The following is a 23114-nucleotide window of genomic DNA, read 5'->3' as shown; positions in this document are numbered from 1 at the left end:
GTATGGACATTGCACAGTAGATGACCTCAATTCATCCCTCTATTATGCAACGCCACTTTTATTACACTGTAAATTGCTAATAAATCAGTAAATTACGCAAAAAAGTACTCAAACCCCAGTTTGAGAACTCAATATTAGCTTTTGAGTACTAAATATACTTAATTGAGTACTCAAACCCCAGTTTAAGAACTAAATATTAGCTTTTGAGTACTAAATATACTCAATTGAGTACTCAAAGCCCAATTTGAGAACTAAATATTAACTTTTGCGTACTAAATATACTCAAATGAGTACTCAAAGCCCAGTTTGAGAACGCAAATCGCCTTATGAGAAGTTTTCAATTTATTACCCCTCGCGGGAATGGAAAAATTGAGCGCAGTTGGCAGTGCGATATCTTTTCTACGAAACGCTACGCGAACGATGAGCTTCGCCTACGCATCTGCTACTTTAGTATTGGATTGCAAAAGGGTGTTAGTTTCACCGAGGAACTGTTTCAAATAAGCGATGTCTACGACGGGCTACACCTACGCATTCTTAGCAAATGTGTCAAATTGGAAAAAGATTTAACTAAATGGATTCAACGTGGATATACCACAACTCTCAAAATCCTTAATATTTCTAGTAATAAGTGTCAAAGAATGTATTTTAGCTGTTGCCGCAATAAATATATCAGCTTGCGAGCGCGGTTTACCTTGAGTTCTTAAAAAACCTCTCAATTCACTGATTATATTCGTGTCACAAAGATGGCTCATCCTATTCTTCCGTAAAAGGATTGTCGCGATCGCTTCGTGGTGGTATCTCTAAGCTATAGTTTTCTTCGCTACATAACTGCTGAAGTTCTTTAAAGACTTGAGCTAGAGATGTTTTAGCAGTTTTTTGCCGCCAGTTTAAAAATTCTTTAAAAAGCTCAGGGTCTACAATTGCAGCCACTAATTCCTCTTGAGTATAAATTAGCTGAGGTTCAAGACTTGTAGCATTAATTATGGAAGGTAGCTGTGCTTTGGCTTCTTCAAGTGTCCATTTCATTGGAAAAACCTCCAAGTTTTGGAAGTATTGCATATAAGGGCTGTTCTCAAGTTAGCTTATTTTCTCAAGCGATGTCTGGTGACAAGAAGCAAAGCTTCTACGCACACTTCGCTGCCAAATTAGCGATGTCTACGACGGGCTACACCTACGCACTTTTGATGATGGGATTGATGTAGGCGATCGTACCCTTGATATGGGATTGATACGAGTGATCGCCTCCAGTTATTGCTCACATCATCGCGCTATCAGCTTTATTCTGTCAGAGTATCAAGTTTAGCCAGTAGTCTTAATCCTTCTTCTGAGTTGCCAATTGCAGCCATTGCTTTAAATCTTGTATGGGCATCGAATTCTGCTAGAGCTATAGTTGAAAGTTCTTCAATCAACTTATTAACACTGATGCCTTTGGCTTGAGCTAGTTGCTTCAATCTATTATGCTTATCGTCTGGTAAACGAATAGTTAAAATTGCCATTTTCGTTTAATTCCTAATAATGTCTTCAGGTTTTAATATTGATAAGTTAGGAAATAGTTTCGTTTATTTAAAATACATCTGTATACAGGGAAAATGTTTTTTCCTGCGTGGTTTATTTCATTAATAAAGTGCTACAAATGACATTTACAATCCAAAAATTGTGTTGATAATGAAATGGCGATCGCTTATTTAGCAAAAAACTCTGCTTGATAAACCAAGAAAATCAGGGCTTTTACGAATAATATTTACATATGTTAATATTGTTTGGTTTAGGTACGGATATTCACTATGGTTCCCATAAAGACCGTTCTAAAAAATTCAGAGCAAGTTACTCGGTTGTTTTCTCATCTGGAATTTGATGGAAAAAAACTCAATCATCAACCGGGTAGTGTATTAGGAAATACTGCATTGATTGCAGGAACCACTGTTGGGGCTGGGATTCTGGCTCTACCAGCCGTTACCCTGCCATCTGGGATTGTACCATCCACATCTGGACTGATTGCTGTTTGGCTCTACGCTTTAGTTTCGGGGTTATTGGTTGCAGAAGTTACCTTAAACACGATGCGAACAGAAGGGCTTTCAAGTATAGGTTTTTTAGGAATTGTTGAGAAAATCCTTGGTAAGGTGGGAGCGCGAATTGCTGGCGGTGCATATTTATTCATGCACTATGCTCTCTTGGTGGCATACATCACCGAAGGCGGAGAGATTTTAGGAACGGCGGCGGCAAAAGTTTGGGGTATGCAGATATTGCCGATGTGGATGGGCACAATGGCTTTCACGCTCTTGTTTGGTGGCATTATGTATCTTGGGCGAGAAAAGTTTATTGAGAAATTAAACAGCGCCTTTGTCGGAATTGTCATTGTTTCCTTCTTAGGACTATTATTTCTGGGAGGAAGGCATATTCAGAGTGCCCAACTATTATTTCAGAACTGGAGTGCCCTGGGCAGTGCGATTTCAGTGATGTCTGTGGCGCTGTTTTTCCAAAACGTTGTGCCATTGGTTGTGACGCAACTCGAAGGAGATGCCTGCAAAATTCGTCAATCCATCTTTATTGGTTCTGTAATTCCTCTAATTATGTTCTTGGCGTGGAATGCCGTAATTTTAGGAAGCGTCAGTCCCGATATGCTACATAGCATATCTGGCGGTACAAGTGTTTTCGATCCCCTACAAATTCTCCGAGGAGGTAGTGCGGGACAATGGTTAGGAGTGCTAGTATCCATTTTTTCAGAGTTTGCGATCGTCACCTCATTTATTGGATTTGTGTACGGGTTGCTGGATTTGTTCAAAGATATTTTCCTACCTGCACAGTGGCAACTTTCTAGCCGCTTACCGCTATATTCGCTGGTTCTTTTCCCGCCGATGACTCTCGGAACGCTTAACCCCAGCATCTTTTTTACTGCCCTAGATTACACTGGAACATTTAGTATTTCAGTTCTAGGTGGAATTATTCCGGCGTTAATGAGTTGGAAGCAACGTGAAAACTCAGATAGCACAAATCAACCACTCGTTCCTGGCGGCAAGGTAACACTCATTGCGATCGTTGGAGTGGCATTAGCCATGATTGGAAGACAAATTCTGTCAATTTACACCAAATAAAACCATCAATAAAAATTATGTGCTACAAAAAAATATAATTGTAGTATAAATATATTAACCACAATCAAACTGCAACATGAGAGTCAAATGACCAATGACCAATGACCAATGACTACTTAATCAAATGAATGATTCTCGACTCGTCAAAATCAGCAAATATCTCAGCAAATATCTGCGACATACACCGGATGCTATTGGCATTAAACTTGCTCCTGGCGGTTGGGTTGCTGTTGATGACTTACTTACTGCTTGTGCTAAAAACAAGTTTCCGATTACCCGCCAGGAATTACAAATGGTAGTTGAATTCAACGAGAAGCAACGCTTTTCTTTTGATTCTACAGGTAATTTGATTCGTGCGAACCAAGGACATAGTGTAAAAGTCGATTTACAATTAGAAGCTGTTGTTCCTCCAGATGAGCTTTATCACGGCACAGGACACAAATCTGTAGAGTCAATTCTGCAAACAGGACTTTGCAAAATGTCGCGGCATCATGTCCATTTGTCAAAGGATATAAAAACAGCAGAAACTGTTGGTGCAAGGCATGGAAAACCAGTGGTTTTTGCTGTAAATACTGCGGCAATGCATCAGGCAGGTTACATCTTCTATTGTTCTGCTAATGGTGTTTGGTTAGTCGATAATGTGCCACCTGAATATCTACAAAAAATTTGAATTTTAACGTGAGTCTCCAACGGAGGCGCATCTGCGGGAAGGGCGAAAGAAACAAGTCAAATCCTCTTTCCTTCTGCCTCCTGCCTTATTTCTTAGGAGTTCAACGAGTGCTATTTTGACCTCTCCCCCAGCCCCTCTCCTACCAAGAGCTACGGTGTACACACAAGTGTTGGTGCAGTGTATCTATCCCGCCTCGGAATAAATTCCGAGTCTCATAACCAAAGGCTTCTTTTAGAGGACTAAACTAAATTTCTTGTTTAGTCCTCTTTTAGAGGATCTTTAGCTTATCAGCCCGGAACTTTAGTTCTGGGCGGGATATTTGCTCAGTGACTAAAGCCAGCAAAAAATAGCTCGACAGTAGATGAAATTGATTCTATGTCGAACACTCAAGGGGTCAGATGATGATTGCAATACAACTTTTTTATAACTTTGTCGTCATTGAAAAGGATAAGAGAATTTGGTGACAAGGGGATAGATTTTTAACAAATCATTTCTTCTGTTGCCTTGTCTGATTGCGATCGATACTTAAAATAGCTCGTTCAATTTATGAACTCAGATCGATGTACCCATAGCGCTTGTACTCCCAATACTGTATTCTCTGATAGATTAGCTTTTGCAAAAACAGGGATTAGCAGTAATTCCATTCCGGTTGACACCTAAAAAAGTAACTTTGTAGATTTGTCTATAAAATTACAAACTCTCAATAGTAAAAATACTATCAATCTTTTAGCCTACTCACCCAATGTAGGTTAAAAATCTCACAACATAAGCATTTTAGACCTATCCAAACTCCAAGATGTCTTCTAAGCAAATTTTGTTTATCAGTAACGGCCACGGAGAGGACAACCACACCTCTCATGTTATTCAGACTCTACGCCAATTAAATCCTTCCCTTAAGATGGCGGCAATGCCGATTGTGGGGGAAGGAAAAGCTTACCGCAGCTTGGACATTCCTATTATTGGGCCCACACAAACAATGCCCTCTGGCGGATTCTTTTACATGAAGCGCCTCTATTTGCTGAAAGATTTTCAATCGGGATTGATTGGGTTAACGTGGCGACAATTACAAGCGGTGTTGCAGTATGCTCCCAACTGCGATTTAATTATGTCTACTGGGGATTTTATCTCCCAAACATTTGCTTACTTAACAAAGCGTCCTTTCGTTTCGTTTATCTCTTGTCTTTCTGCCCTCTATGAAGGGCGATTGCGTATCAATCCACTGCTGTGGCACGACCTTAATTCTTCTCGATGTCTGACAGTTTTTACCAGAGATTCCTATACGGCTTTCGATCTCCAACGGCAAGGTATAGCTAAGGCTCAGTTTGGTGGGATTCCGGCTTTAGATCGCCTCGTCCCCACTGGCAAAGACTTGTACCTGAAACCGGACGTTCCGGCGATCGCACTTTTACCAGGATCGCGGATGCCGGAAGCCGCGCGAAATTTCAGTTTGCAGTTGCAACTGGTGATAGAAATCGCCAAGGTAATGCCTTCAGGATTCCAGTTTCGCGCCGCCTTAGTACCAAATTTGATGGCGCAATTAGACGACATTGCTCAAAGTCAAGGTTGGCAACTGAATCAAGGCATCCTCACCTATTCTCCTCCAGGAAGTTCTGCTGAGGAATCACCGCTTGTAGAAGTGAGATGTTACTCAGATGCCTTCAGTGATATCGTATATTACTCTGACCTCGTTATTGGGATGGCAGGGTTGGCAGTGGATTTAGCTGTAGCGATCGGCAAACCGATTATCCAGATTCCCGGAGAAGGCCCTCAATTTACCTATCAATTTGCAGAAGCGCAAACGCGGCTGTTGGGTATTTCTGCCCAAACCATCGGCACTAAACCAGCAACCCCTGAAATTCTCAAGCAAGCAGCGAAACGAGTCGTTGAAACTTTAGAAGATTCAGACTACCTCGCTAAGTGCAAAGAAAATGGCCCTGAGCGATTTGGCCCACCCGGCGCATCTGAGAGAATTGCCCGCTTTATACTAAACTCTCTAGGAGAAACTGAGTAAAAATTGCGTCAGAATTTAAGAGTCAGCACGGTTGGGTAACATGGTGTGGTAGGCTAACGCCTTAATGCGCCTAACTCCTAACTCCTAACTCCTGACTCCTAACTCCTAACTCCTGAATTCTTACTTACTTATGAAAGTCCGCTCTAGTTACTGGCAACTGTTGCCTTATCTTTGGCCCCAATGGCCGCTGTTAATCCGGGGATTGGCTTGTATCTTAGGATTTGTGTTATTCACCTTAGCAGTGCCCTATTTAGCAGGTCAGGTCGCTTTTTATCTCGGCCAGGGAAATGTTAACCAGATTGCCTACTGGCTCGGACTAGCCACTTTAGTATTTTTGATTCGAGGGCTTTGTCAATACGGGCAGAATGTCTTTATGATCGCTGCTGCCCTGAACATGGTTTTAAATTTGCGTAAGCGGGTTTATGCCCACCTGCACAAACTTGGATTAGATTACTTTGAAACCACACAGACGGGAGACTTAACTTATCGCCTGACTGAAGATATAGATCGCGTCGGCGAGATTGTAGACAAGTTATCTCATCAGTTTCTTTCCAATTTGTTGCAGTTAATTGCAATTCCCATTTACATGCTCTACCTGAATTGGCCCCTCACTCTTGCGGGTTTGATTTTGGCTCCTTTAATGGCTTGGTTGATCGGGCAATTTGGTCAGCGATTACTCGTGCTATCTCGCCAGAGCCAAAATCAAGTTTCCAATTTGTCGGCGATGCTAACTGAGGTATTTAGCGGGATTCGCGTCGTTCAAGCTTTTGCAGCCCAAGAATATGAAGTGAAGCGATTCAATAAAGAAGCAGAAATCAATCGTCAAGCTAAGTATCGCGCTCTACAACTCAAATCTATTCAGTTTCCCGTTGTCGGTTTTTTGGAAGCAGTTAGTATTATGCTGCTGTTTTTATTGGGAGGATGGCAGATTTCTCAGAATCAGCTGACTGCTCAAGGGTTTATCAGTTTCTTAGCTGCTGTGGCTTTACTGATTCAGCCAATCGACTTGTTGATTAGCAATTACAACGAATACAAACAGACCGAAGCTTCTGTGGAACGCATCTTTGAACTGATGGCGAAGGAACCTAGTATCAGCGAAAAACCGAATGCTCAGGAAATGCCACGAGTTATCGGCAAGGTTGAGTATCGTCATGTTGATTTCGCCTACAATCCCGACCAGCCAGTTCTTAAGGATCTTTGCTTAGGCGCTTCTCCTGGTGATGTCATTGCCTTAGTTGGTTCTTCTGGAGCAGGCAAATCGACATTAATTAACCTTTTACTTCGCTTTTATGACCCTCAAAGGGGTCAAATTCTGGTTGATGATATTGATATCCGTGATGTCACACTCACCAGTTTGCGCCATCAAATTGGCATTGTTCCCCAAGATATTACCCTTTTTTCCGGGACGATCGCAGAAAATATCGGTTACGGTCAGGAAAAATTAGATTTAGCAGCGATTCAGTCAGCGGCAGAGATTGCCAACGCCCACTCCTTTATCACCCAGTTTTCTCAGGGTTATCATACCTGGTTAGGCGAACGTGGAGTTAACCTATCGGGAGGACAACGCCAAAGATTAGCGATCGCTAGAGCAGTTGCCAACGATCCCCGAATTCTCATCCTGGATGAGGCCACCTCTGCCCTCGATTCTGAATCAGAAGCACTAGTTCAAGAAGCACTAGAACGAGTTATGCAAAATCGTACCGTGTTTATTATCGCCCATCGCTTGAGCAGCGTTCGTCGGGCTGACTGCATTCTCGTAATCGAACAAGGACAGGTGGTTGAAGCTGGTACCCACGCCTCCCTCCTGTCTCAGGAAGGACGGTATGCCCGTTTTTACGCCCAACAGTTATACTCTACAGATGAGTAGTATGTCAATAAATGAGTTATGAGTTATGAGTAATACCCATTACTTATTACTCATTACTTCAAAATTAAAGACAGTTGGAGTCGGGGATTTAAACCCCAACTCAATTGATACTACGTGTAATGGTCGGGGTCTTGAACCCTTGAATTTACGATAAATAATTGATGGATAAATTAAGAGTAGAGACGGCGATTTATCGCGTCTCTCTAACTTTTTCAAATCAACACCCCAGCAATACAAGCGGTGATAAAACCCGCTAACAATCCGCCAATCATCGACCTTACACCCATACGAGCTAAGTCATGCTGGCGATTGGGTGCTATCCCCGCAATGCCGCCAATGGTAATGCCAATTGAACCGATATTTGCAAAGTTACATAATGCGTAAGTTGTAATAATTACTGCCCGTTGAGAGATTTTTCCATTTTCAATTAGTGCCTTCAAATCCAAAAAAGCAATAAACTCATTGAGGATTGTTTTTGTACCCAATAAAGCCCCAACTTGCCGACAATCAGCCCAAGGTACGCCCATTAGCCACGCCACGGGAGCCATAAGAAAAGACAAAATCCACTGTAATGAGAGTTGTTGTAAGCCCACAAATGCCCCCAACCATCCCAAAAGGGCATTCAGGGCAGCTAATAATCCCAAAAAGGCGATAATCATCACCCCAACGTTAACTGCTAGCTTCACGCCGTCAATTGCTCCGGTGGTAGCAGCATCAATTACATTTACATAATTGGTTTCTATATATGCTTTTGCTTTGCCAGCTGTCTCTGATATTTCTGTTTCTGGGTAAAGTAATTTTGATACCACCAAGGATGTGGGAGCAGTCATAAAGAAAGCAGCAATCAGATGTTCTGCTGGGATGCCAAAGGAAAGATATGCTCCTAGTACTCCCGCCGCAATTGTGGCAAAACCACCCGTCATCACGGCATGGAGTTCCGATTGCGTCATATTCGCGATATAAGGTTTGACCATCAGCGCCGCCTCTGTTGGCCCCAAAAAGATGTTACCCGCACAGGATAAAGATTCAGAACCCGATGTTTTCATTGTTTTCATCATTACCCAGGCCATCACATTTACGACTCGTTGTAAAATACCGTAGTAATACAAGACGCTAATGAAGGCAGAGAAAAAGATAATTGTCGGCAGCACTTGGAAAGCAAAGAAATGATCTTTAAAATTTTCTCCAAAGACAAATTTTGCCCCAACATCAGAAAATGCTAAAAATTGACCGACAATATCTCCCAGAGATTTAAACACATTTAAACCCCAAGGAGTTTTCAGAATCACAAGTGCAAACAAAAATTCCAATCCCAAACCCCATACGACTATGCGCCAACGCACTGCCCGACGATTAACAGAGAAGGCGTAGGATATACAGAGAAAAACTAAAATTCCCAACGCAGAGATAGCGCGTTCCATGTTTACTCCCGGAAGGTATTCTTAAGGCACTTAGTCACAGAGCATACACAAAATCTGCCTTTTTTTGGGGTTTTATAGTCAATTACTAGAGTTTTGATGCTGTAAATAAGAATTTAGCGATTGCACATTCATATCTTGTTACAAAATTGCCTTCCCAAACCTTAAGCACATTTGTATTAATAGGAACAACCAATGTAAACAAGAAAAAATTCACCTTGGAAGGATAAAGAGAATTATGGTGGCACTGACCGGTTATCAAATAAATGAACTAATTTATTCGGGGTCTAAAACCCTAGTGCATCGCGGCATTAGAGAATCAGATCGAAAGCCAGTAGTAATTAAACTGTTGCGACGTGAGTATCCGACATTTTATGAACTTGTGCGGTTTCGCAATCAGTACACCATTGCGAAAAATCTAGATATTGATGGGATTATCAAAACCTATAGCTTGGAGAACTATCAAAACAGCTACGCCTTAGTTATGGAAGACTTGGGCGGGATTTCTCTCCAAGAAGAGATGGCGACGTGGGGAGATGGAGGGATGGGGAGAACTACTGATGGATTGCAGACATTTTTTCACATTGCTTTGCAAATTGTCTCAATTCTTGATGGACTTTATCACAACCGAGTGATTCACAAAGACATCAAACCCGCTAATATTTTGATTAACCCCACCACAAAAGACATAAGACTGATCGATTTTAGTATTGCCTCTTTACTTTCTAGAGAAACGCAAACTCTGACTAATCCAAATATTTTAGAAGGGACGTTAGCATACCTTTCTCCCGAACAAACTGGACGAATGAACCGGGGAATTGACTATCGCAGTGACTTTTATTCCTTGGGTGTCACCTTTTTTGAACTCCTCACCGGAGAGTTACCTTTCAAATCTGATGAACCGATGGAGTTGGTGTATTGTCATTTGGCAAAGCTTCCTCCACAGGTACATAATCTCAATCCTGAAATTCCGCCAATTCTGTCTGAAATCATTGGCAAACTGATGGCAAAAAACGCCGAAGATAGGTATCAGAGTGCATTGGGGTTGAAGTATGACTTAGAAATTTGCTGGCATCAGTGGCGAGAAACTGGCAGGATTGATGTCTTTGAGTTAGGAGTGCGAGATATTTGCGATCGCTTTATCATCCCAGAAAAACTCTATGGTCGGCAAGCAGAGGTAGAAAGCTTACTCGCAGCATTTGATAGAGTCGCTAACCCCCCTGAATCCCTGCTTGCTAAGGGGGGACTAAGGGGGGTAGAAATGATTTTAGTAGCAGGTTTCTCTGGTATTGGAAAGACTGCCGTTGTTAACGAAGTTCATAAACCCATTGTGCGACAACGGGGTTATTTTATCAAAGGAAAATACGATCAATTTCAACGCAATATTCCTTTAAAAGCTTTCGTCCAAGCATTTCGAGATTTGATGGGGCAATTACTGAGTGAAACCGATGCCCAACTCGAACAATGGAAAGCCAAAATTATGACAGCTTTGGGTGAAAATGCTCAAGTAATTATTGAAGTTATTCCCGAACTAGAAAAAATTATTGGACAACAACCGCCAGTACCCGAACTTTCAGGGATTGCTGGACAAAATCGCTTCAATTTACTGTTTCAAAAATTTCTTCAGATTTTCACAACCAAAGAACATCCATTAGTAATATTTTTGGATGATTTACAATGGGCAGATTCAGCATCTCTAAAGTTTATGCAATTACTAATTAGTGAAAGCGAAATTCACTATATGTTAGTTATTGGTGCTTATCGAGACAATGAAGTATATCCAGCACATCCTTTGATGTTAACCTTAGCAAAAATTCGTAAAAATGGGGCAAATTTTAATACTATTACTTTAGCTTCTCTCAATCATACAGATTTAAATCATATAATTACTGATACTCTAAAATCTAACTTAGAGGTTGCTCTACCTTTCACAGACTTAGTATATCAAAAAACTCAAGGCAATCCCTTATTTACTAATCAGTTTCTTAAGTTTCTACACGAAGAGAAGTTAATTAACTATAACTTTGATATTGGTCATTGGCAGTGCGATCTTGCTCAGGTTAGAGCATTAGCATTTACTGAGGATGTGGTAGAGTTTATGGTGCTTCAGTTACAGAAGTTACCAGAAGCAACTCAAAAAGTTTTGCAGCTTGCAGCTTCTATTGATAATCAGTTTGACCTAGCAACTCTCGCAATTGTCTATGAAAAATCTCTATCAGATACAGCAATAGACTTATGGAAAGCTTTGCAAGAAGGTTTAATCATACCCACCACAGAAGTTTACAAGTTTTATCAACAGGAATTAGAAGAATCTATAATTACTTCTGATTCCTCAATGCTCAATTCTACTTCCTGCTCCTACAAATTTTTGCACGATCGCGTTCAACAAGCTGCTTATTCTCTAATTCCTGAAAATCAAAAGCAGACAGTACACCTCAAAATTGGGCGATTAATGTTGAGGAATATCTCGCTTGAAGAACGCGAAGAACATTTGTTTAAATTAGTCAATCAGTTCAACTTAGGAGTTGAATTAATTACTCAAGCAGAGGAACGAGAAGAACTGGCAAAATTAAATCTAACTGCAAGTCATAAAGCCAAAATTTCGACTGCTTATGAAGCCGCTGTAGAATACACAAATTTTGGAATTAAGTTACTCACAGAAGATTGTTGGCAACATCAGTATGACTTGGCTTTAAAACTGTACTCAATCTCTGCCGAAGTCGCCCATCTTAACGGTGATTTTGAACAGACGGAACAATGTATACAAGTAATATTACAATATGGCAAAACACTGATAGATCGAGTCAAAGCCTACGAAGTCAGAATTTTATCTCAGGTAGCACAAAACAGAATGGGGGAAGCTATAAAAACGGGACTCCATGTTCTCAAAATATTGGGAATAGAACTGCCCGAACAGCCAACACCAGAAGATATTAACCGCGGACTACAGGAGACACAATTAGCTTTAGATGGTAAATCTATTGAAGGGTTACTAGAGTTACAAGTAATGACTGAGCCAGATAAGTTAGCAGCCATGAATATTTTGACAAATATTGCTGCTGCCGCTTATCTAGTTATCCCAGAACTCTATCCCTTAATATTATTTAAACAGGTTAATTTATCCCTCAATTATGGAAATACTGCTAATTCGCTTTATGGATATTCATCTTATGGGCTGATTCTTGGCGGGATTGTAGGAGATATTGATTCAGGTTATCAATTCGGTCAACTAAGTCTAAAACTATTAGATAAATTAAATGCTAAAGAATTCATAGCTAAAACATATATGATTGTTTATGGCTGTTTGAATCATTGGAAGAAGCATCTTAATGAACTTTTACTTCCTATACAATCAGCTTATTATAGCGGAGTAGAAACAGGAGATTTAGAATTTGCAGGTTACTGTGCATGTAATTATTCTTTGAGTTCATATTTTGCTGGTAAAGAATTATCTTCTCTAGCACAGGAAATAGGAACTTATAGTCAAGGACTGGCACAAATTCGTCAAGAACCATCCTTACATAAAAATGAACTTTATCGGCAAGTAGTGCTTAACTTACTCTCAAAAAATCAAACCCATTGCCGCTTAATTGGTGATGCTTACAATGAAGAAATCATGTTGCCGCTTCATATCCAAGGCAACGATCAAACTATGATTTGTTCGTTGCATTTTAATAAATTGGTTCTCTGTTATTTATTTGCTGAGTATACTCATGCTATTGAAAATGCTGACTTAGTACAGAATTATTTAGAAAGTCTTCTGGGAAGTATTATTTTTGCTCTATTTCATTTCTATGATTCTCTGAGCCAATTAGCCGTATATTATGATGCTTCTGAAGATCGGCAAGTATTCATTCTCAAAAGGGTTACAGCCAATCAGGAAAAAATGCAGAACTGGGCGCATCATGCGCCGATGAATCATTTACATAAGTTTCATTTAGTGGAGGCTGAACGCTATCGTATTCTTGGCGAATATATTCAAGCAATGGAAATGTACGATCGCGCCATTCAAGGAGCCAAAGAAAATGAATATATCCAAGAAGAAGCTCTGGCTAACGAACTCGCTGCCAAATTTTATTTAACATGGGGTAAAGAGCAAATTGCCCAAAGCTATTTGACAAATGCTTACTACTGCTATGTTCGTTGGGGCGCTAAAGCTAAAGTCTATGATTTAGAAAAACGTTATCCTCAATTACTCGCCCAGATTCTCCAATGGGAAAAAATTCGTTTCAATCCTACGGAACCAGCATCCAGTTTTTATAATATGTCCCTGTCTACTTTGGCTGCTGATACGACAATTTCATCCAGCAGTGCCAGCATTTCCGAAGCTTTAGATTTAGCAAGTGTTCTCAAAGCCTCTCAAGCACTATCTAGCGAAATTCATTTAGAGAAGTTGCTCTCTACATTAATGCAAGTGATGATGGAGAATACTGGAGCCAAAAAATCTGCTTTAATTTTACTTAAAGATAATATTTGGGTGATTGAAGCAATCGCAACATCTCAGCAAGTGCCAACTATTCTGCAATCTATTCCCATTGAGTTTAGCCAAGATATCCCTCTAACTCCAATTAACTATGTCAAACGCACCTTAGAAACATTGGTAATTGATGATGCAACTGCGAACAATTCCTTCACCTCCGACTCCTACATTATCAGACAACAACCCAAGAGTTTACTGTGTACTCCAATTCTCCATCAAGGGAAGTTAATCGGCATCCTTTACTTAGAAAATAATCTCATTGCTGGAGTATTTACCCATGATAGACTCCAAGTAATCAACTTATTGTGTTCGCAAGCTGCCATATCTTTAGAAAATGCTTCTTTTTATCAGCGATCGCAAGAGAATGCCCAACAATTAGAACACTCACTTACAGATTTAAAACAAATGCAACTACAACTGGTGCAAAACGAGAAAATGTCAGCATTAGGTAATTTAGTTGCAGGCGTAGCCCACGAAATCAACAATCCTGTAGGCTTTATTGCAGGTAATATTCAACCTGCTGTTGATTTGGTTGAAGATTTGTTTCACCTGATTGAGCTTTATCAAGAAAAGTTTCCAAATCCGGGTGTAGAAATTGAAGAAAAAATTGCCGAAATTGATTTAGAATATATCCGAGAAGATTTGCCAAAAATGATTTCTTCGATGAAATTAGGTATCGATCGAATTCGGAGTATTAGCAATAGTTTGCGAACCTTTTCCAGAGCAGATACAGAAAACAAAGTTGCTTTTAATATTCACGATGGGATCGACAGTGCAATTTTGATTTTGAAGCATCGCTTAAAAGCATCGGAACTACATCCAGATATTAAAGTAGTGAAAAAATACGGGGATATATCTTTAGTAAAATGTTTTCCTGGACAACTTAATCAAGTATTTATGAATTTATTGGCAAATGCCATTGATGCTTTAGAGGAGTCCAATATTGGACATAATTTTCACGACATTAATAATAAAATTGAGATTAAAACTTGTTTGAGTGAAGACAAAGAGCGAGTTTTAATTTACATTCAAGATAATGGGATGGGAATGTCTGATGAAGTTAAACAAAAGATTTTTGACCATTTATTTACAACTAAATCTGTCGGTAAAGGTACAGGATTAGGATTAGCGATCGCCCGACAAATTATTGTCGAAAAACACGGCGGCACTTTGGAGGTTAATTCTGTACAGGGAGAGGGTACAGAATTTGTGATTCAAATTCCGATTTAAAATTACGCCTCTTGGCGCGGGTAGCCAAAGCTAAGATGGCTGCCAATGAGTGTATAGAAGTCATTTGGTGCGTGTGTAGCACCCCCTGCACAACCCGGAACCTTGCACTTATCGCTAACAGTTTGGGCGACTTTAGAAAGCTCACTGGTGTGTGGTGTCATGTCCCATCCTTCGCCACCATATCTGCTTGTGGTTTTTTCAATATTATGCAAAACGATCGCTTCCAGCTGCCAACCATTGATTTTACACTCGCCCAAACGATAAATTTTAGACAATGCTGGATCTGATAAAGCTAAACGTAACTCTTTTTCTATTTGCGTAAAGTCAGGCTTTTCCGGCTGCATCTGCAAGTAAGCAAGCAATTCTGCGGCTGATGTGCCAGTTCTAAAAAACACCAATGCGTAACCGTCTCCCCCAGAAACGACTCTCCAATCAACTAAGGTGAGTTCTGGTGACTGCGCCAGCGCTACAATCAGCGAGGTGTCAGTTTGGTTATCTGTGCCAGTTATCCCACCATAACCAGACTCAATGCCAAAATTGCGATCGCAAACACCAATAATTTGCCAGACATAGTGTGCAACAGTAACTATAGGTTCATCTCTTTGTATACCCGATACTACTTCAGCATAGTTGCTCTGGTCAACATACAAATCGTAAGAACCTGGAGTATTGGAGTTTCCACATGGCGCATTGATTAATTTGCCAACAAAGTGGCAATGTTTAAAGCCAGACAGTGGATGCTGGCGCACCAAAGCCGCAAGGCGTTCAGCATCAGACAAAGCAAAAGTGGCACTGAAGTAGTAGTGAGGGCCTTGTCTGCACTCTTGGATTTCCCAGAACCAATCCTGAAATTTACTCACTATATAAAGATAAATACAACGACATAACGACCAAGATAACTGGTGATAGATAAGATCGAACACCCAGGATATAGCGGTTTTCGCTTAGGTGCAGTACATTTTTGACCTCACTTCCATTCCTCTCTCCTAAAAGGAGAGAGGCTTTGAATCTTACTCCCCAACGCTAGTAGGGAAGGGGTTGGGGGTTAGGTCTGTACTGCACTCAACTGAGAACTGCTATATAATCTCTAAGCGATCGCTGTCACGTGTCGGGTTGCTGACAGACTCACCCAAAAAAACGCTCATAATTGTCATGGCTACCGATCCAAAACCATGTCACTGTGTCTTGTTCCAAAACTCCAAGTGCTCGACAGCCTCGCGTTACCCTCACTGACCAAATCCCTTCCTGATTGTTGATGCACTTGAAATGTAAAGACGGGTGAAATGGATTTTCTGCCCACAGCTTATATGCTTTCCTGGCACTTTGCCTAATTTCGCTGCTCAACTGTCGATACTCAGACCAAAAGGAAGGAAGTACTGCTGACTTCATAGCTGGTCGTAGTTCATTGCAGTAGCTTGTCCCTCTGCAATTTCTTGTTTGGCTTGTTTAGCAGCAGTAATAAGTTTTGATTGTGTTCTCTGAAACGATTCATTCCATCTGATTTCATCTTGCAGATCATGAATGTACTCTCGCAGATGCTCTGCAATCCGATCTTGCACCTCAATGGGTAAAGATTCCATCATTTTGATTACGGTGGTAATTGCTGCTGACGACATGGTGAATTGCTCTCGTACAACACTTTGCTCTTAAAGCTAACACCGATCGCCTCTCTCTATTCATCAAGCTCTCATGCCTAACGACATCATTGACTCTAATCCAAACGCAATGAGCAAGTGTGGTGCGTAGCCGTAGCCCGTCGTAGACATCGCTCAAATACCCAATTATTTTAAAATGTTCAACAAATGCAATGTTAGCTTGTGCCACTACTTAATAATAGTCACGATACCTGACTAGAATAAGTACTTGCTGTACTTAATGTAGTGGAAAAGACTTCTTATTGATGAGATAGTTGTCAGTATTTTGCCAATAGCTGCGGTTGAACTTAGTTCCCATCGCTCCATAGATTTGGCTTCCATGCTATGGCCTGCCATATTACGAATAGATCCGATTGCTTGTGAGATATCACGTTGTTTAGTGTTAATGAAACTATAAGCAGTTCCCAAATCATCCCTGTAAGCATACAAAACACCGTTGGCTAATTCTGAAATGCCAGACTTTGCTCCAATTTTTTTTACGTCAATAGTTCCAATTTCAATAGAAAGCCTTCTCAAAATATCCTCGTAAGCTCTTCCCGAACATTCGATAGCACTTCTTGGGTTATCTTGAGCTGAACTTGGCTATCATCTCTAACAATTTTGCTTGGGTGAAAGCTCTCTCTATCTGAAGTGGGCAGGGCTTTATATGTTTGTAGCACTGCATCAATAGGCACAGTGGATATAATACTTAGCCCAGCAACAGGTGATTTCACAGCACTGATCTTTCCTTTTAAAAGTCGTAATGCAACACTAGGCAGATTTGGTGTAACAAGTAGCAACGGTTCTGGATTTTCCCATCTGATTCGCGTAGTACTTTGCTTCTTGGCTTTACTTGAGGAGTTATCCAACAACTGAATATACATCCCCGATGAGTCAACAGATTCAAATTCAGTACGTATCTTTTTCATCGCTTCAGCTAAACTATGAGCTAGTTTTTGGTCACTATTTGTCGCAGCCATATAAAAGGGATATGTCCAAGGAATTCCATATTTTAGTAAATCGATCTGCTTATTATGCTTCTGCTCAACTAGTTTTCTTATAAATTTAGGAATGACTAAAGAACAAGCCCATTCTAAAGAATCAACATTCGACAAAGATGGTAATGATTTACTGGGGGGATAAAGTTCATCAGTAATTTGGGAATAAAGACAATAGAGAGGAAACAAGCGGTAATGACGTGCAAAATTTAGCAGCAGGCGACGTTGCTCACCTGAACGATAGTTAAGAAAACGACAAGTCGAAGTATCTGGATTAACAACTTTTGCTTGAACTAATAAGGATAACCAAGCACCAGGTTCACCTATGCACCATAACCAGTCAGCACCACTTTGTGATCCTTCTTCTCTACGACTGAATTTCTTAGTCAGGATAAAATCGCTGTGCTTTCGCGCAATTGTTACCAAGTTTATATCAGTGATACTTTCTTCAAGGATGCCTAAACGAGATGACAGACTATCTTTAATAATGTTGTTTGTCCAAAGTGTACATTCTTGAAATGTTGCACATAAATCACTAAGTGATAATTTCATGCTCACTCCGCATGATGTCTTAAGCTTAACAACTTGTTATTATTTTATAGTGTTTCTTGTGTCTACTTGTATTTTACAACCCCATAACCGTGCGATAATGTGCTTAAATTTGCGCGACGGTTTCAGACTTGCGCTTGGTCTCCCATTGACTACGGTTAAATAATTATTGCCGCAATTGATCAATTTTAACCTTGATTAAGTAATTGTATTCTCAACTGAATTTCAAGTTACAAAATAGAAAATGGTGTTGGGTATTGCAATTTTATGAATTTACCATTACGGACGTTGGGAGTTGCACCAAATGCGTGGACAGTGAATAATGCGATCGCAGATATCACTCGTCCTCAAAAGACCCCACAACCGATTATTTTATCAACAGAAACTAAAACCCTGCGTCTAGACTTGGCAAAGACTGCTATCCTCGTCATTGATATGCAAAACGACTTCTGTCACCCTGATGGCTGGTTAGCGCATATCGGTGTAGACGTAACTCCAGCGCGTCAGCCTATTGAACCTTTGAACAACTTACTTCCCGAACTGCGTGAGGTTGGCGTTCCAGTCATTTGGATAAATTGGGGTAATCGTCCCGACTTGCTCAATATTAGTGCTAGTTCGCGCCACGTCTATAATCCCACAGGGGAAGGTGTGGGATTGGGCGATCCACTACCAAGCAATGGTGCTAGAGTACTCATGGCAGGTAGTTGGGCTGCGGCAGTAGTAGACGAGCTAGAACAGATACCCGAAGATATTCGTGTGGATAAATACCGCATGAGTGGATTTTGGGATACACCCTTAGATAGTATCTTGCGGAATTTGGGAAGGACAACATTATTTTTTGCTGGTGTTAATGCCGATCAATGCGTGCTGACTACCTTATGTGATGCCAACTTCTTAGGATATGACTGCGTGTTGGTTAAAGATTGCACCGCTACCACTTCTCCTGAATATTGCTGGCTGGCGACATTGTACAATGTCAAACAATGCTTCGGTTTTGTTACTGACTCGCAAGAAATTTTAACAGCGCTGCAAAATGGTGAGGAGCGATCAAAGACGCGATTAATCGCGTCTGTACAAGAGTAAGGAGTTAATATTCAAGACTCAGATTTTAGGAATTTTCATACCCATCGATAACTTCAGAGGGGATAAATAAATGTACGCTACTCGTTGTGTAATTCCGGTTATCAAATCTAGCAAAGATTACCAAGTATATCGCATCAGTCCCGACGCCTCTAATCGATTAGCAATTATCTTCGATTCGACAAATGCTAATACTTCTTTGACTTGCTGCATAGAAATTTTTGATGTTGGTGGACAAACGCCCCCAAATCGCCATCAGTGGGCGGTGGAAATGTTTTTTGTTCTCAAAGGGGAAGCGATCGCTATATGTGACGGCAAGAGTGCCACAATCAAAGCTGGAGATAGTTTATTAGTCCCTCCCACTGGTACTCATTTGATTAAAAATACTGGTTCTACTCGCTTGTACACGTTGACTGTGATGATTCCCAATGAAGACTTTTCGGAATTGATTCGCAGTGGGATTCCGGCGGAGTTAGATGAAGAAGATATGGCAGTAATAGGGAGATTTGATGCTTTGATGCCTTGTTAAAGATATTTGAAACCTCTGTTCTATTTCTCTCTCTTACAAAGCTACGGTGTACACACAAGTTTTGCCGTAGCTATATCTTTATTAATAAATGAAATCTCACATTGCGCTTCTATCTTGCCTCGCCTCTGCCTTTCCTGCTCAAGAATAGCCTGCCTTAACGTGAGTTCGATGAACCTCTCCCACGGGGAAAGGGAGGAGCAACGAGAAATTAGGGTTTTCTCCCCTCTGGGTGTCGGCTACGGTGTACACACATCTCTAAAAATCCTACCCACCCAATATTTCTGTTCAAGTGAAAGTCCCACACTGAGCAAATATCCCGCCCTGAACTAAAGTTCCGGGCTGATAAGCTAAAGTCCTCTAAAAGAGGACTAAACTAAATTTCTTGTTTAGTCCTCTTTTAGAGGACTTTCGTTATGAGACTTGGAATTTATTCCGAGGCGGGATAGATACACTGCACCAACACTTGTGTGTACACCGTAGCTCCGTGTCCAAGAGGGGTTGGGGGAGAGGTCAAAAAAGGGCTTGTCGAACTGACGTTGCTTTAACAGATAAATTTCCACAAAGCCAAGCGTATTGCACTATCTAGTCCGCAATAACTGCACGAAAGTATTACTCACCGTATTGTCTTTAGTATCGGCGGCGTATTGAATCAATTCTTCTCGCAGTTTTTTGGCTGCATCTATCTCAAGTAAGGTTGCTAGCAAGAAATAAACGCCACGAAATCGGGGATCGCCCATTCTATCAACTAATAGTCCTTCGGCGGCATCAGTTTCGCCGAGAAAGTTTTGCACTAAGAAGAAATCCATGATTTTATCGTGGCGGAAATACCATTCTTTCTTGGCTTCGCCTTTTTCATCTTGCCACTGACGGCTGACTACCATTTTGTATTTCTCGTCTGACAAAGACATGGCGACTTGGTGAAATTCATCGGCGGGTAAGGCTTGTTTGTCTGCGAGTCGCATTTCGTAGACGGCGGCTGAGAATTTCTTTAAGGGAAATTCTTGATTCCATTCTTTGAGGTATTCTGCCGCCATTAAATTGTATTGCTGTTGTTGCAGGTGAAACAAGTTAGGGTGTTTGCCTTGTGATAACATCAGCGCTACCACTGTTAGATCCATTGGATTGGAAAGAATTCGGCGGATAGCATCTAACTCTTCTTTGGCTTGTTGTTGTTGGAAGACTTCTGTTAAATAATCGGTGCAGGCTTTGGCGTAATCAGCACCTTGAATTTTGGCATCTTGGGGTAGTCGCGGCTGACGAGAGAGCAGAAACTCTTGAATTTGTTGTTGCTCAAGGGGCTGCAATTTATATATCTTGGCTGTTGAGGGTGGTGTCCACTCTAGGGGCTGGGTAGTCATAATAATGTTGCCCCGGAAATAGCTTTCGACAAACTGGCAGATTTTAGCGCGTGTTTCGGCGGTGACTTCGTTGAGTCCGTCGATGCAGATATCTATCGCGCCACTGTAAATCAGGTTTTTTAAGAAGCCGGCATCTTGGGCTTGGCCGTGTAGCTTGTCTTGGATGGCTTCAATTACGCCTTTATGACATTTCTGGGCGGGGAGATAAACGACTATGCGCTCTTGATTTTTCAACAGATGGCGGAGAAACATCGACTTGCCTAAGCCGGAATCTCCTTCTAAGATAATTTGTCCTTGAATACTGGGTAGGGCTGCGGTAATTGGCTGGATGTCTCCTGAAGTGGGAACTTTGACTCTGGACTCTGGGAAGTATGATTGATCATGAAAATTATCTAACCCGGCATCGGCTAATAGGGAAGGTTTGAAGGGTTCAAATAATTTGCGGCGGAAGGGTGGAAACCAGGTGAGGAGAAAGCCGACATAGCCGACGCCTAAGATTCGGCGTACCCAAGGGTTCCAGAAGAAGATGGCTTGGACTTGGGGAAATTTGGGATAGGCAAAGATGAGGAGAAGCCAAAAGGCAATGTGAATGATGATAATGTTTCTGGCTTTGAAAAACCACTGCCAATATTCCAGATTATTAATTACTGACTGCACCGCATTCGCATCAGTGGAGTTGACTTTTTTAAGGTTGCTGTAATGGCTTTGCAGTAAATTAATATCTTGCCATTTCCAAGGAACGTTTTTGTTAGCGGCAACTTCGGAAATTTGCTTGGCTAAGTCGTTGCGTAAGCGTTCTAATCCTTGGCTGTTATTCCAAGTTTGCAGAAATAGGTTGAGAGTTTTGATGCCTTGCTCATGTGAGAGTTTGTCAGGAGTTGCTTGAGGAGAGCCGAGCCATTTCAATAAAGTTTTCACTTCCTCAGTGCCACCACCCAGGAAATAGGTTAGAAAACGCCAATTTAAGTATTCTGAATTACCAGGCTCATAAATATTATTCAGAATTACAACAACCTCCTTTAACTCCAGTTTTCTGATATTCGCTAATGCCTCTGCCGCACTGCCACGAACATATGAGGCAACCTTTTCATCTTTGAGGATTTTGAGGATTTCAGGAATGTATTGAGCCGCCGCCTGCCCGAACTTGCTCAATGCCTCTGCCGCACTGCTACGAACATCTGAGTCAACCTTTTCATCTTTGAGGAATTTCAGGATTTCAGGGATGTATTGAGCCGCCGCCTGCCCGAACTTGCTCAATGCCACTGCCGCACTGCTACGAACATTTGAGGCAACCTTTTCATCTTTGAGGATTTTGAAGATTTCAGGGATGTATTGAGCCGCCACCTGCCCGAAGTTGCTCAATGCCACTGCCGCACTGCGACGAACATATGAGGCAATATTTTCATCTTTGAGGATTTTGAGGATTTCAGGGATGTATCTCGCCGCCGCCTGCCCGAAGTTGCTCAATGCCTCTGCCGCACTGCCACGAACATTGAAGTCAACCTTTTCATCTTTGAGGAATTTGAGGATTTCAGGAATGTATTGAGCCGCCGCTTGCCCGAAGTTGCTCAATGCCACTGCCGCACTGCCACGAACATTTGAGGCAATTTTTTCATCTTTGAGGAATTTCAGGATTTCAGGGATGTATCTCGCCGCCGCCTGCCCGAAGTTGCTCAATGCCTCTGCCGCACTGCCACGAACATTGAAGTCAACCTTTTCATCTTTGAGGAATTTGAGGATTTCAGGAATGTATTGAGCCGCCGCTTGCCCGAAGTTGCTCAATGCCACTGCCGCACTGCCACGAACATTTGAGGCAATTTTTTCATCTTTGAGGAATTTCAGGATTTCAGGAATGTATTGAGCCGCCGCTTGCCCGAAGTTGCTCAATGCCACTGCCGCACTGCCACGAACATTTGAGGCAATTTTTTCATCTTTGAGGAATTTCAGGATTTCAGGGATGTATCTCGCCGCCGCCTGCCCGAAGTTGCTCAATGCCACTGCCGCACTGCCACGAACATCTGAGTCAACCTTTTCATCTTTGAGGATGTTGGCGATTTCAGGAATGTATTGAGCCGCCGCCTGCTTGAAGTTGCTCAATGCCTCTGCCGCACTGCCACGAACAATTGAGTCAACCTTTTCATCTTTGAGGAATTTCAGGATTTCAGGGATGTATTGAGCCGCCACCTGCCCGAAGTTGC

Annotated in this window: 17 protein-coding genes; 9 read left to right on the top strand and 8 right to left on the bottom strand. The window is 41.5% G+C overall.

All coding sequences use genetic code 11. The features are described 5' to 3' along the window. Positions 1–326 precede the first annotated feature (326 nt). Positions 327–704: a hypothetical protein gene (locus RMZ42_RS31695; RefSeq protein ID WP_322675148.1), complete on the top strand. Its 378-nt coding sequence runs from the start codon at positions 327–329 to the stop codon at positions 702–704. Positions 705–753: 49 nt separating this feature from the next. Here RMZ42_RS31695 and RMZ42_RS31690 read toward each other — a convergent pair whose 3' ends face one another. Then, positions 754–1026, bottom strand: a complete 273-nt coding sequence (locus tag RMZ42_RS31690; protein WP_322675147.1) for a prevent-host-death protein — start codon at positions 1024–1026, stop codon at positions 754–756. On the opposite strand from RMZ42_RS31690, the gene RMZ42_RS31685 reads away from it, so the two are divergent. Next, a complete protein-coding gene (locus tag RMZ42_RS31685; RefSeq protein WP_322675146.1) occupies positions 1014–1202 on the top strand; it encodes a hypothetical protein in 189 nt (62 codons plus the stop codon). The genes RMZ42_RS31690 and RMZ42_RS31685 overlap by 13 nt on opposite strands. Positions 1203–1277: 75 nt before the next feature. Here the strand turns inward: RMZ42_RS31685 and RMZ42_RS31680 are convergent, their stop codons facing one another. Beyond that, a complete protein-coding gene (locus RMZ42_RS31680) occupies positions 1278–1496 on the bottom strand; it encodes a toxin-antitoxin system HicB family antitoxin (protein WP_322675145.1) in 219 nt (72 codons plus the stop codon). 288 nt (positions 1497–1784) lie between these two features. Here RMZ42_RS31680 and RMZ42_RS31675 point away from each other — a divergent pair, with 288 nt between their 5' ends. The 4 genes from RMZ42_RS31675 to RMZ42_RS31660 all read left to right on the top strand — a co-directional run bounded on the left by RMZ42_RS31675 (position 1785) and on the right by RMZ42_RS31660 (position 7640). Further along, complete coding sequence (locus RMZ42_RS31675) at positions 1785–3092, top strand: amino acid permease (RefSeq protein ID WP_322675144.1); 1308 nt, start codon at positions 1785–1787, stop codon at positions 3090–3092. A gap of 124 nt (positions 3093–3216) precedes the next feature. Beyond that, positions 3217–3762, top strand: coding sequence for an RNA 2'-phosphotransferase (locus RMZ42_RS31670; RefSeq protein WP_322675143.1), 546 nt, complete (start codon positions 3217–3219; stop codon positions 3760–3762). Positions 3763–4558: 796 nt separating this feature from the next. After that, a complete protein-coding gene (locus tag RMZ42_RS31665; protein ID WP_322675142.1) occupies positions 4559–5773 on the top strand; it encodes a lipid-A-disaccharide synthase-related protein in 1215 nt (404 codons plus the stop codon). Between the two features lie 130 nt (positions 5774–5903). Continuing rightward, positions 5904–7640: an ABC transporter ATP-binding protein gene (locus tag RMZ42_RS31660; protein ID WP_322675141.1), complete on the top strand. Its 1737-nt coding sequence runs from the start codon at positions 5904–5906 to the stop codon at positions 7638–7640. Positions 7641–7852: 212 nt separating this feature from the next. On the opposite strand, the gene RMZ42_RS31655 is transcribed toward RMZ42_RS31660, so the two are convergent. Beyond that, positions 7853–9061, bottom strand: a complete 1209-nt coding sequence (locus RMZ42_RS31655; protein ID WP_322675140.1) for a NupC/NupG family nucleoside CNT transporter — start codon at positions 9059–9061, stop codon at positions 7853–7855. 235 nt (positions 9062–9296) lie between these two features. On the opposite strand from RMZ42_RS31655, the gene RMZ42_RS31650 reads away from it, so the two are divergent. Beyond that, positions 9297–14768: an AAA family ATPase gene (locus RMZ42_RS31650; RefSeq protein ID WP_322675139.1), complete on the top strand. Its 5472-nt coding sequence runs from the start codon at positions 9297–9299 to the stop codon at positions 14766–14768. 2 nt (positions 14769–14770) lie between these two features. On the opposite strand, the gene RMZ42_RS31645 is transcribed toward RMZ42_RS31650, so the two are convergent. The 4 genes from RMZ42_RS31645 to RMZ42_RS31630 all read right to left on the bottom strand — a co-directional run bounded on the left by RMZ42_RS31645 (position 14771) and on the right by RMZ42_RS31630 (position 17952). Next, a complete protein-coding gene (locus tag RMZ42_RS31645) occupies positions 14771–15628 on the bottom strand; it encodes a hypothetical protein (RefSeq protein ID WP_322675138.1) in 858 nt (285 codons plus the stop codon). 525 nt (positions 15629–16153) lie between these two features. Then, a complete protein-coding gene (locus RMZ42_RS31640) occupies positions 16154–16384 on the bottom strand; it encodes a hypothetical protein (protein ID WP_322675137.1) in 231 nt (76 codons plus the stop codon). Between the two features lie 234 nt (positions 16385–16618). After that, complete coding sequence (locus RMZ42_RS31635) at positions 16619–16939, bottom strand: hypothetical protein (RefSeq protein WP_322675136.1); 321 nt, start codon at positions 16937–16939, stop codon at positions 16619–16621. Further along, on the bottom strand, positions 16936–17952 hold the full coding sequence (locus RMZ42_RS31630) for a hypothetical protein (RefSeq protein ID WP_322675135.1): 1017 nt from the start codon (positions 17950–17952) through the stop codon (positions 16936–16938). The genes RMZ42_RS31635 and RMZ42_RS31630 overlap by 4 nt, the downstream gene beginning before the upstream one ends. A 264-nt stretch (positions 17953–18216) precedes the next feature. Between RMZ42_RS31630 and RMZ42_RS31625 the strand changes: the two genes are divergently transcribed. Together RMZ42_RS31625 and RMZ42_RS31620 are read left to right on the top strand one after the other, a co-directional pair. Beyond that, positions 18217–19032: a cysteine hydrolase family protein gene (locus tag RMZ42_RS31625; RefSeq protein ID WP_322675134.1), complete on the top strand. Its 816-nt coding sequence runs from the start codon at positions 18217–18219 to the stop codon at positions 19030–19032. Between the two features lie 70 nt (positions 19033–19102). Then, complete coding sequence (locus RMZ42_RS31620; RefSeq protein WP_194042486.1) at positions 19103–19558, top strand: cupin domain-containing protein; 456 nt, start codon at positions 19103–19105, stop codon at positions 19556–19558. 578 nt (positions 19559–20136) lie between these two features. On the opposite strand, the gene RMZ42_RS31615 is transcribed toward RMZ42_RS31620, so the two are convergent. Beyond that, a partial coding sequence (locus RMZ42_RS31615) for a HEAT repeat domain-containing protein (RefSeq protein ID WP_322675133.1) occupies positions 20137–23114 on the bottom strand: 2978 nt, incomplete at its 5' end.

Source organism: Nostoc sp. DedQUE05, assembly GCF_034530955.1.
In the GTDB taxonomy this organism is placed as follows: Bacteria; Cyanobacteriota; Cyanobacteriia; order Cyanobacteriales; family Nostocaceae; genus Nostoc.
This window is presented reverse-complemented; position numbering and strand designations above follow the sequence as displayed.

What these genes read in the sequence shown, in the direction of transcription:
- RMZ42_RS31695 (WP_322675148.1), top strand. Translation starts at nt 327, where the DNA reads ATGAGAAGTTTTCAATTTATTACCCCTCGCGGGAATGGAAAAATTGAG.
- RMZ42_RS31690 (WP_322675147.1), bottom strand. Translation starts at nt 1,026, where the DNA reads ATGAAATGGACACTTGAAGAAGCCAAAGCACAGCTACCTTCCATAATT.
- RMZ42_RS31680 (WP_322675145.1), bottom strand. Translation starts at nt 1,496, where the DNA reads ATGGCAATTTTAACTATTCGTTTACCAGACGATAAGCATAATAGATTG.
- RMZ42_RS31675 (WP_322675144.1), top strand. Translation starts at nt 1,785, where the DNA reads ATGGTTCCCATAAAGACCGTTCTAAAAAATTCAGAGCAAGTTACTCGG.
- RMZ42_RS31670 (WP_322675143.1), top strand. Translation starts at nt 3,217, where the DNA reads ATGAATGATTCTCGACTCGTCAAAATCAGCAAATATCTCAGCAAATAT.
- RMZ42_RS31665 (WP_322675142.1), top strand. Translation starts at nt 4,559, where the DNA reads ATGTCTTCTAAGCAAATTTTGTTTATCAGTAACGGCCACGGAGAGGAC.
- RMZ42_RS31660 (WP_322675141.1), top strand. Translation starts at nt 5,904, where the DNA reads ATGAAAGTCCGCTCTAGTTACTGGCAACTGTTGCCTTATCTTTGGCCC.
- RMZ42_RS31655 (WP_322675140.1), bottom strand. Translation starts at nt 9,061, where the DNA reads ATGGAACGCGCTATCTCTGCGTTGGGAATTTTAGTTTTTCTCTGTATA.
- RMZ42_RS31650 (WP_322675139.1), top strand. Translation starts at nt 9,297, where the DNA reads ATGGTGGCACTGACCGGTTATCAAATAAATGAACTAATTTATTCGGGG.
- RMZ42_RS31640 (WP_322675137.1), bottom strand. Translation starts at nt 16,384, where the DNA reads ATGTCGTCAGCAGCAATTACCACCGTAATCAAAATGATGGAATCTTTA.
- RMZ42_RS31630 (WP_322675135.1), bottom strand. Translation starts at nt 17,952, where the DNA reads ATGAAATTATCACTTAGTGATTTATGTGCAACATTTCAAGAATGTACA.
- RMZ42_RS31625 (WP_322675134.1), top strand. Translation starts at nt 18,217, where the DNA reads ATGAATTTACCATTACGGACGTTGGGAGTTGCACCAAATGCGTGGACA.
- RMZ42_RS31620 (WP_194042486.1), top strand. Translation starts at nt 19,103, where the DNA reads ATGTACGCTACTCGTTGTGTAATTCCGGTTATCAAATCTAGCAAAGAT.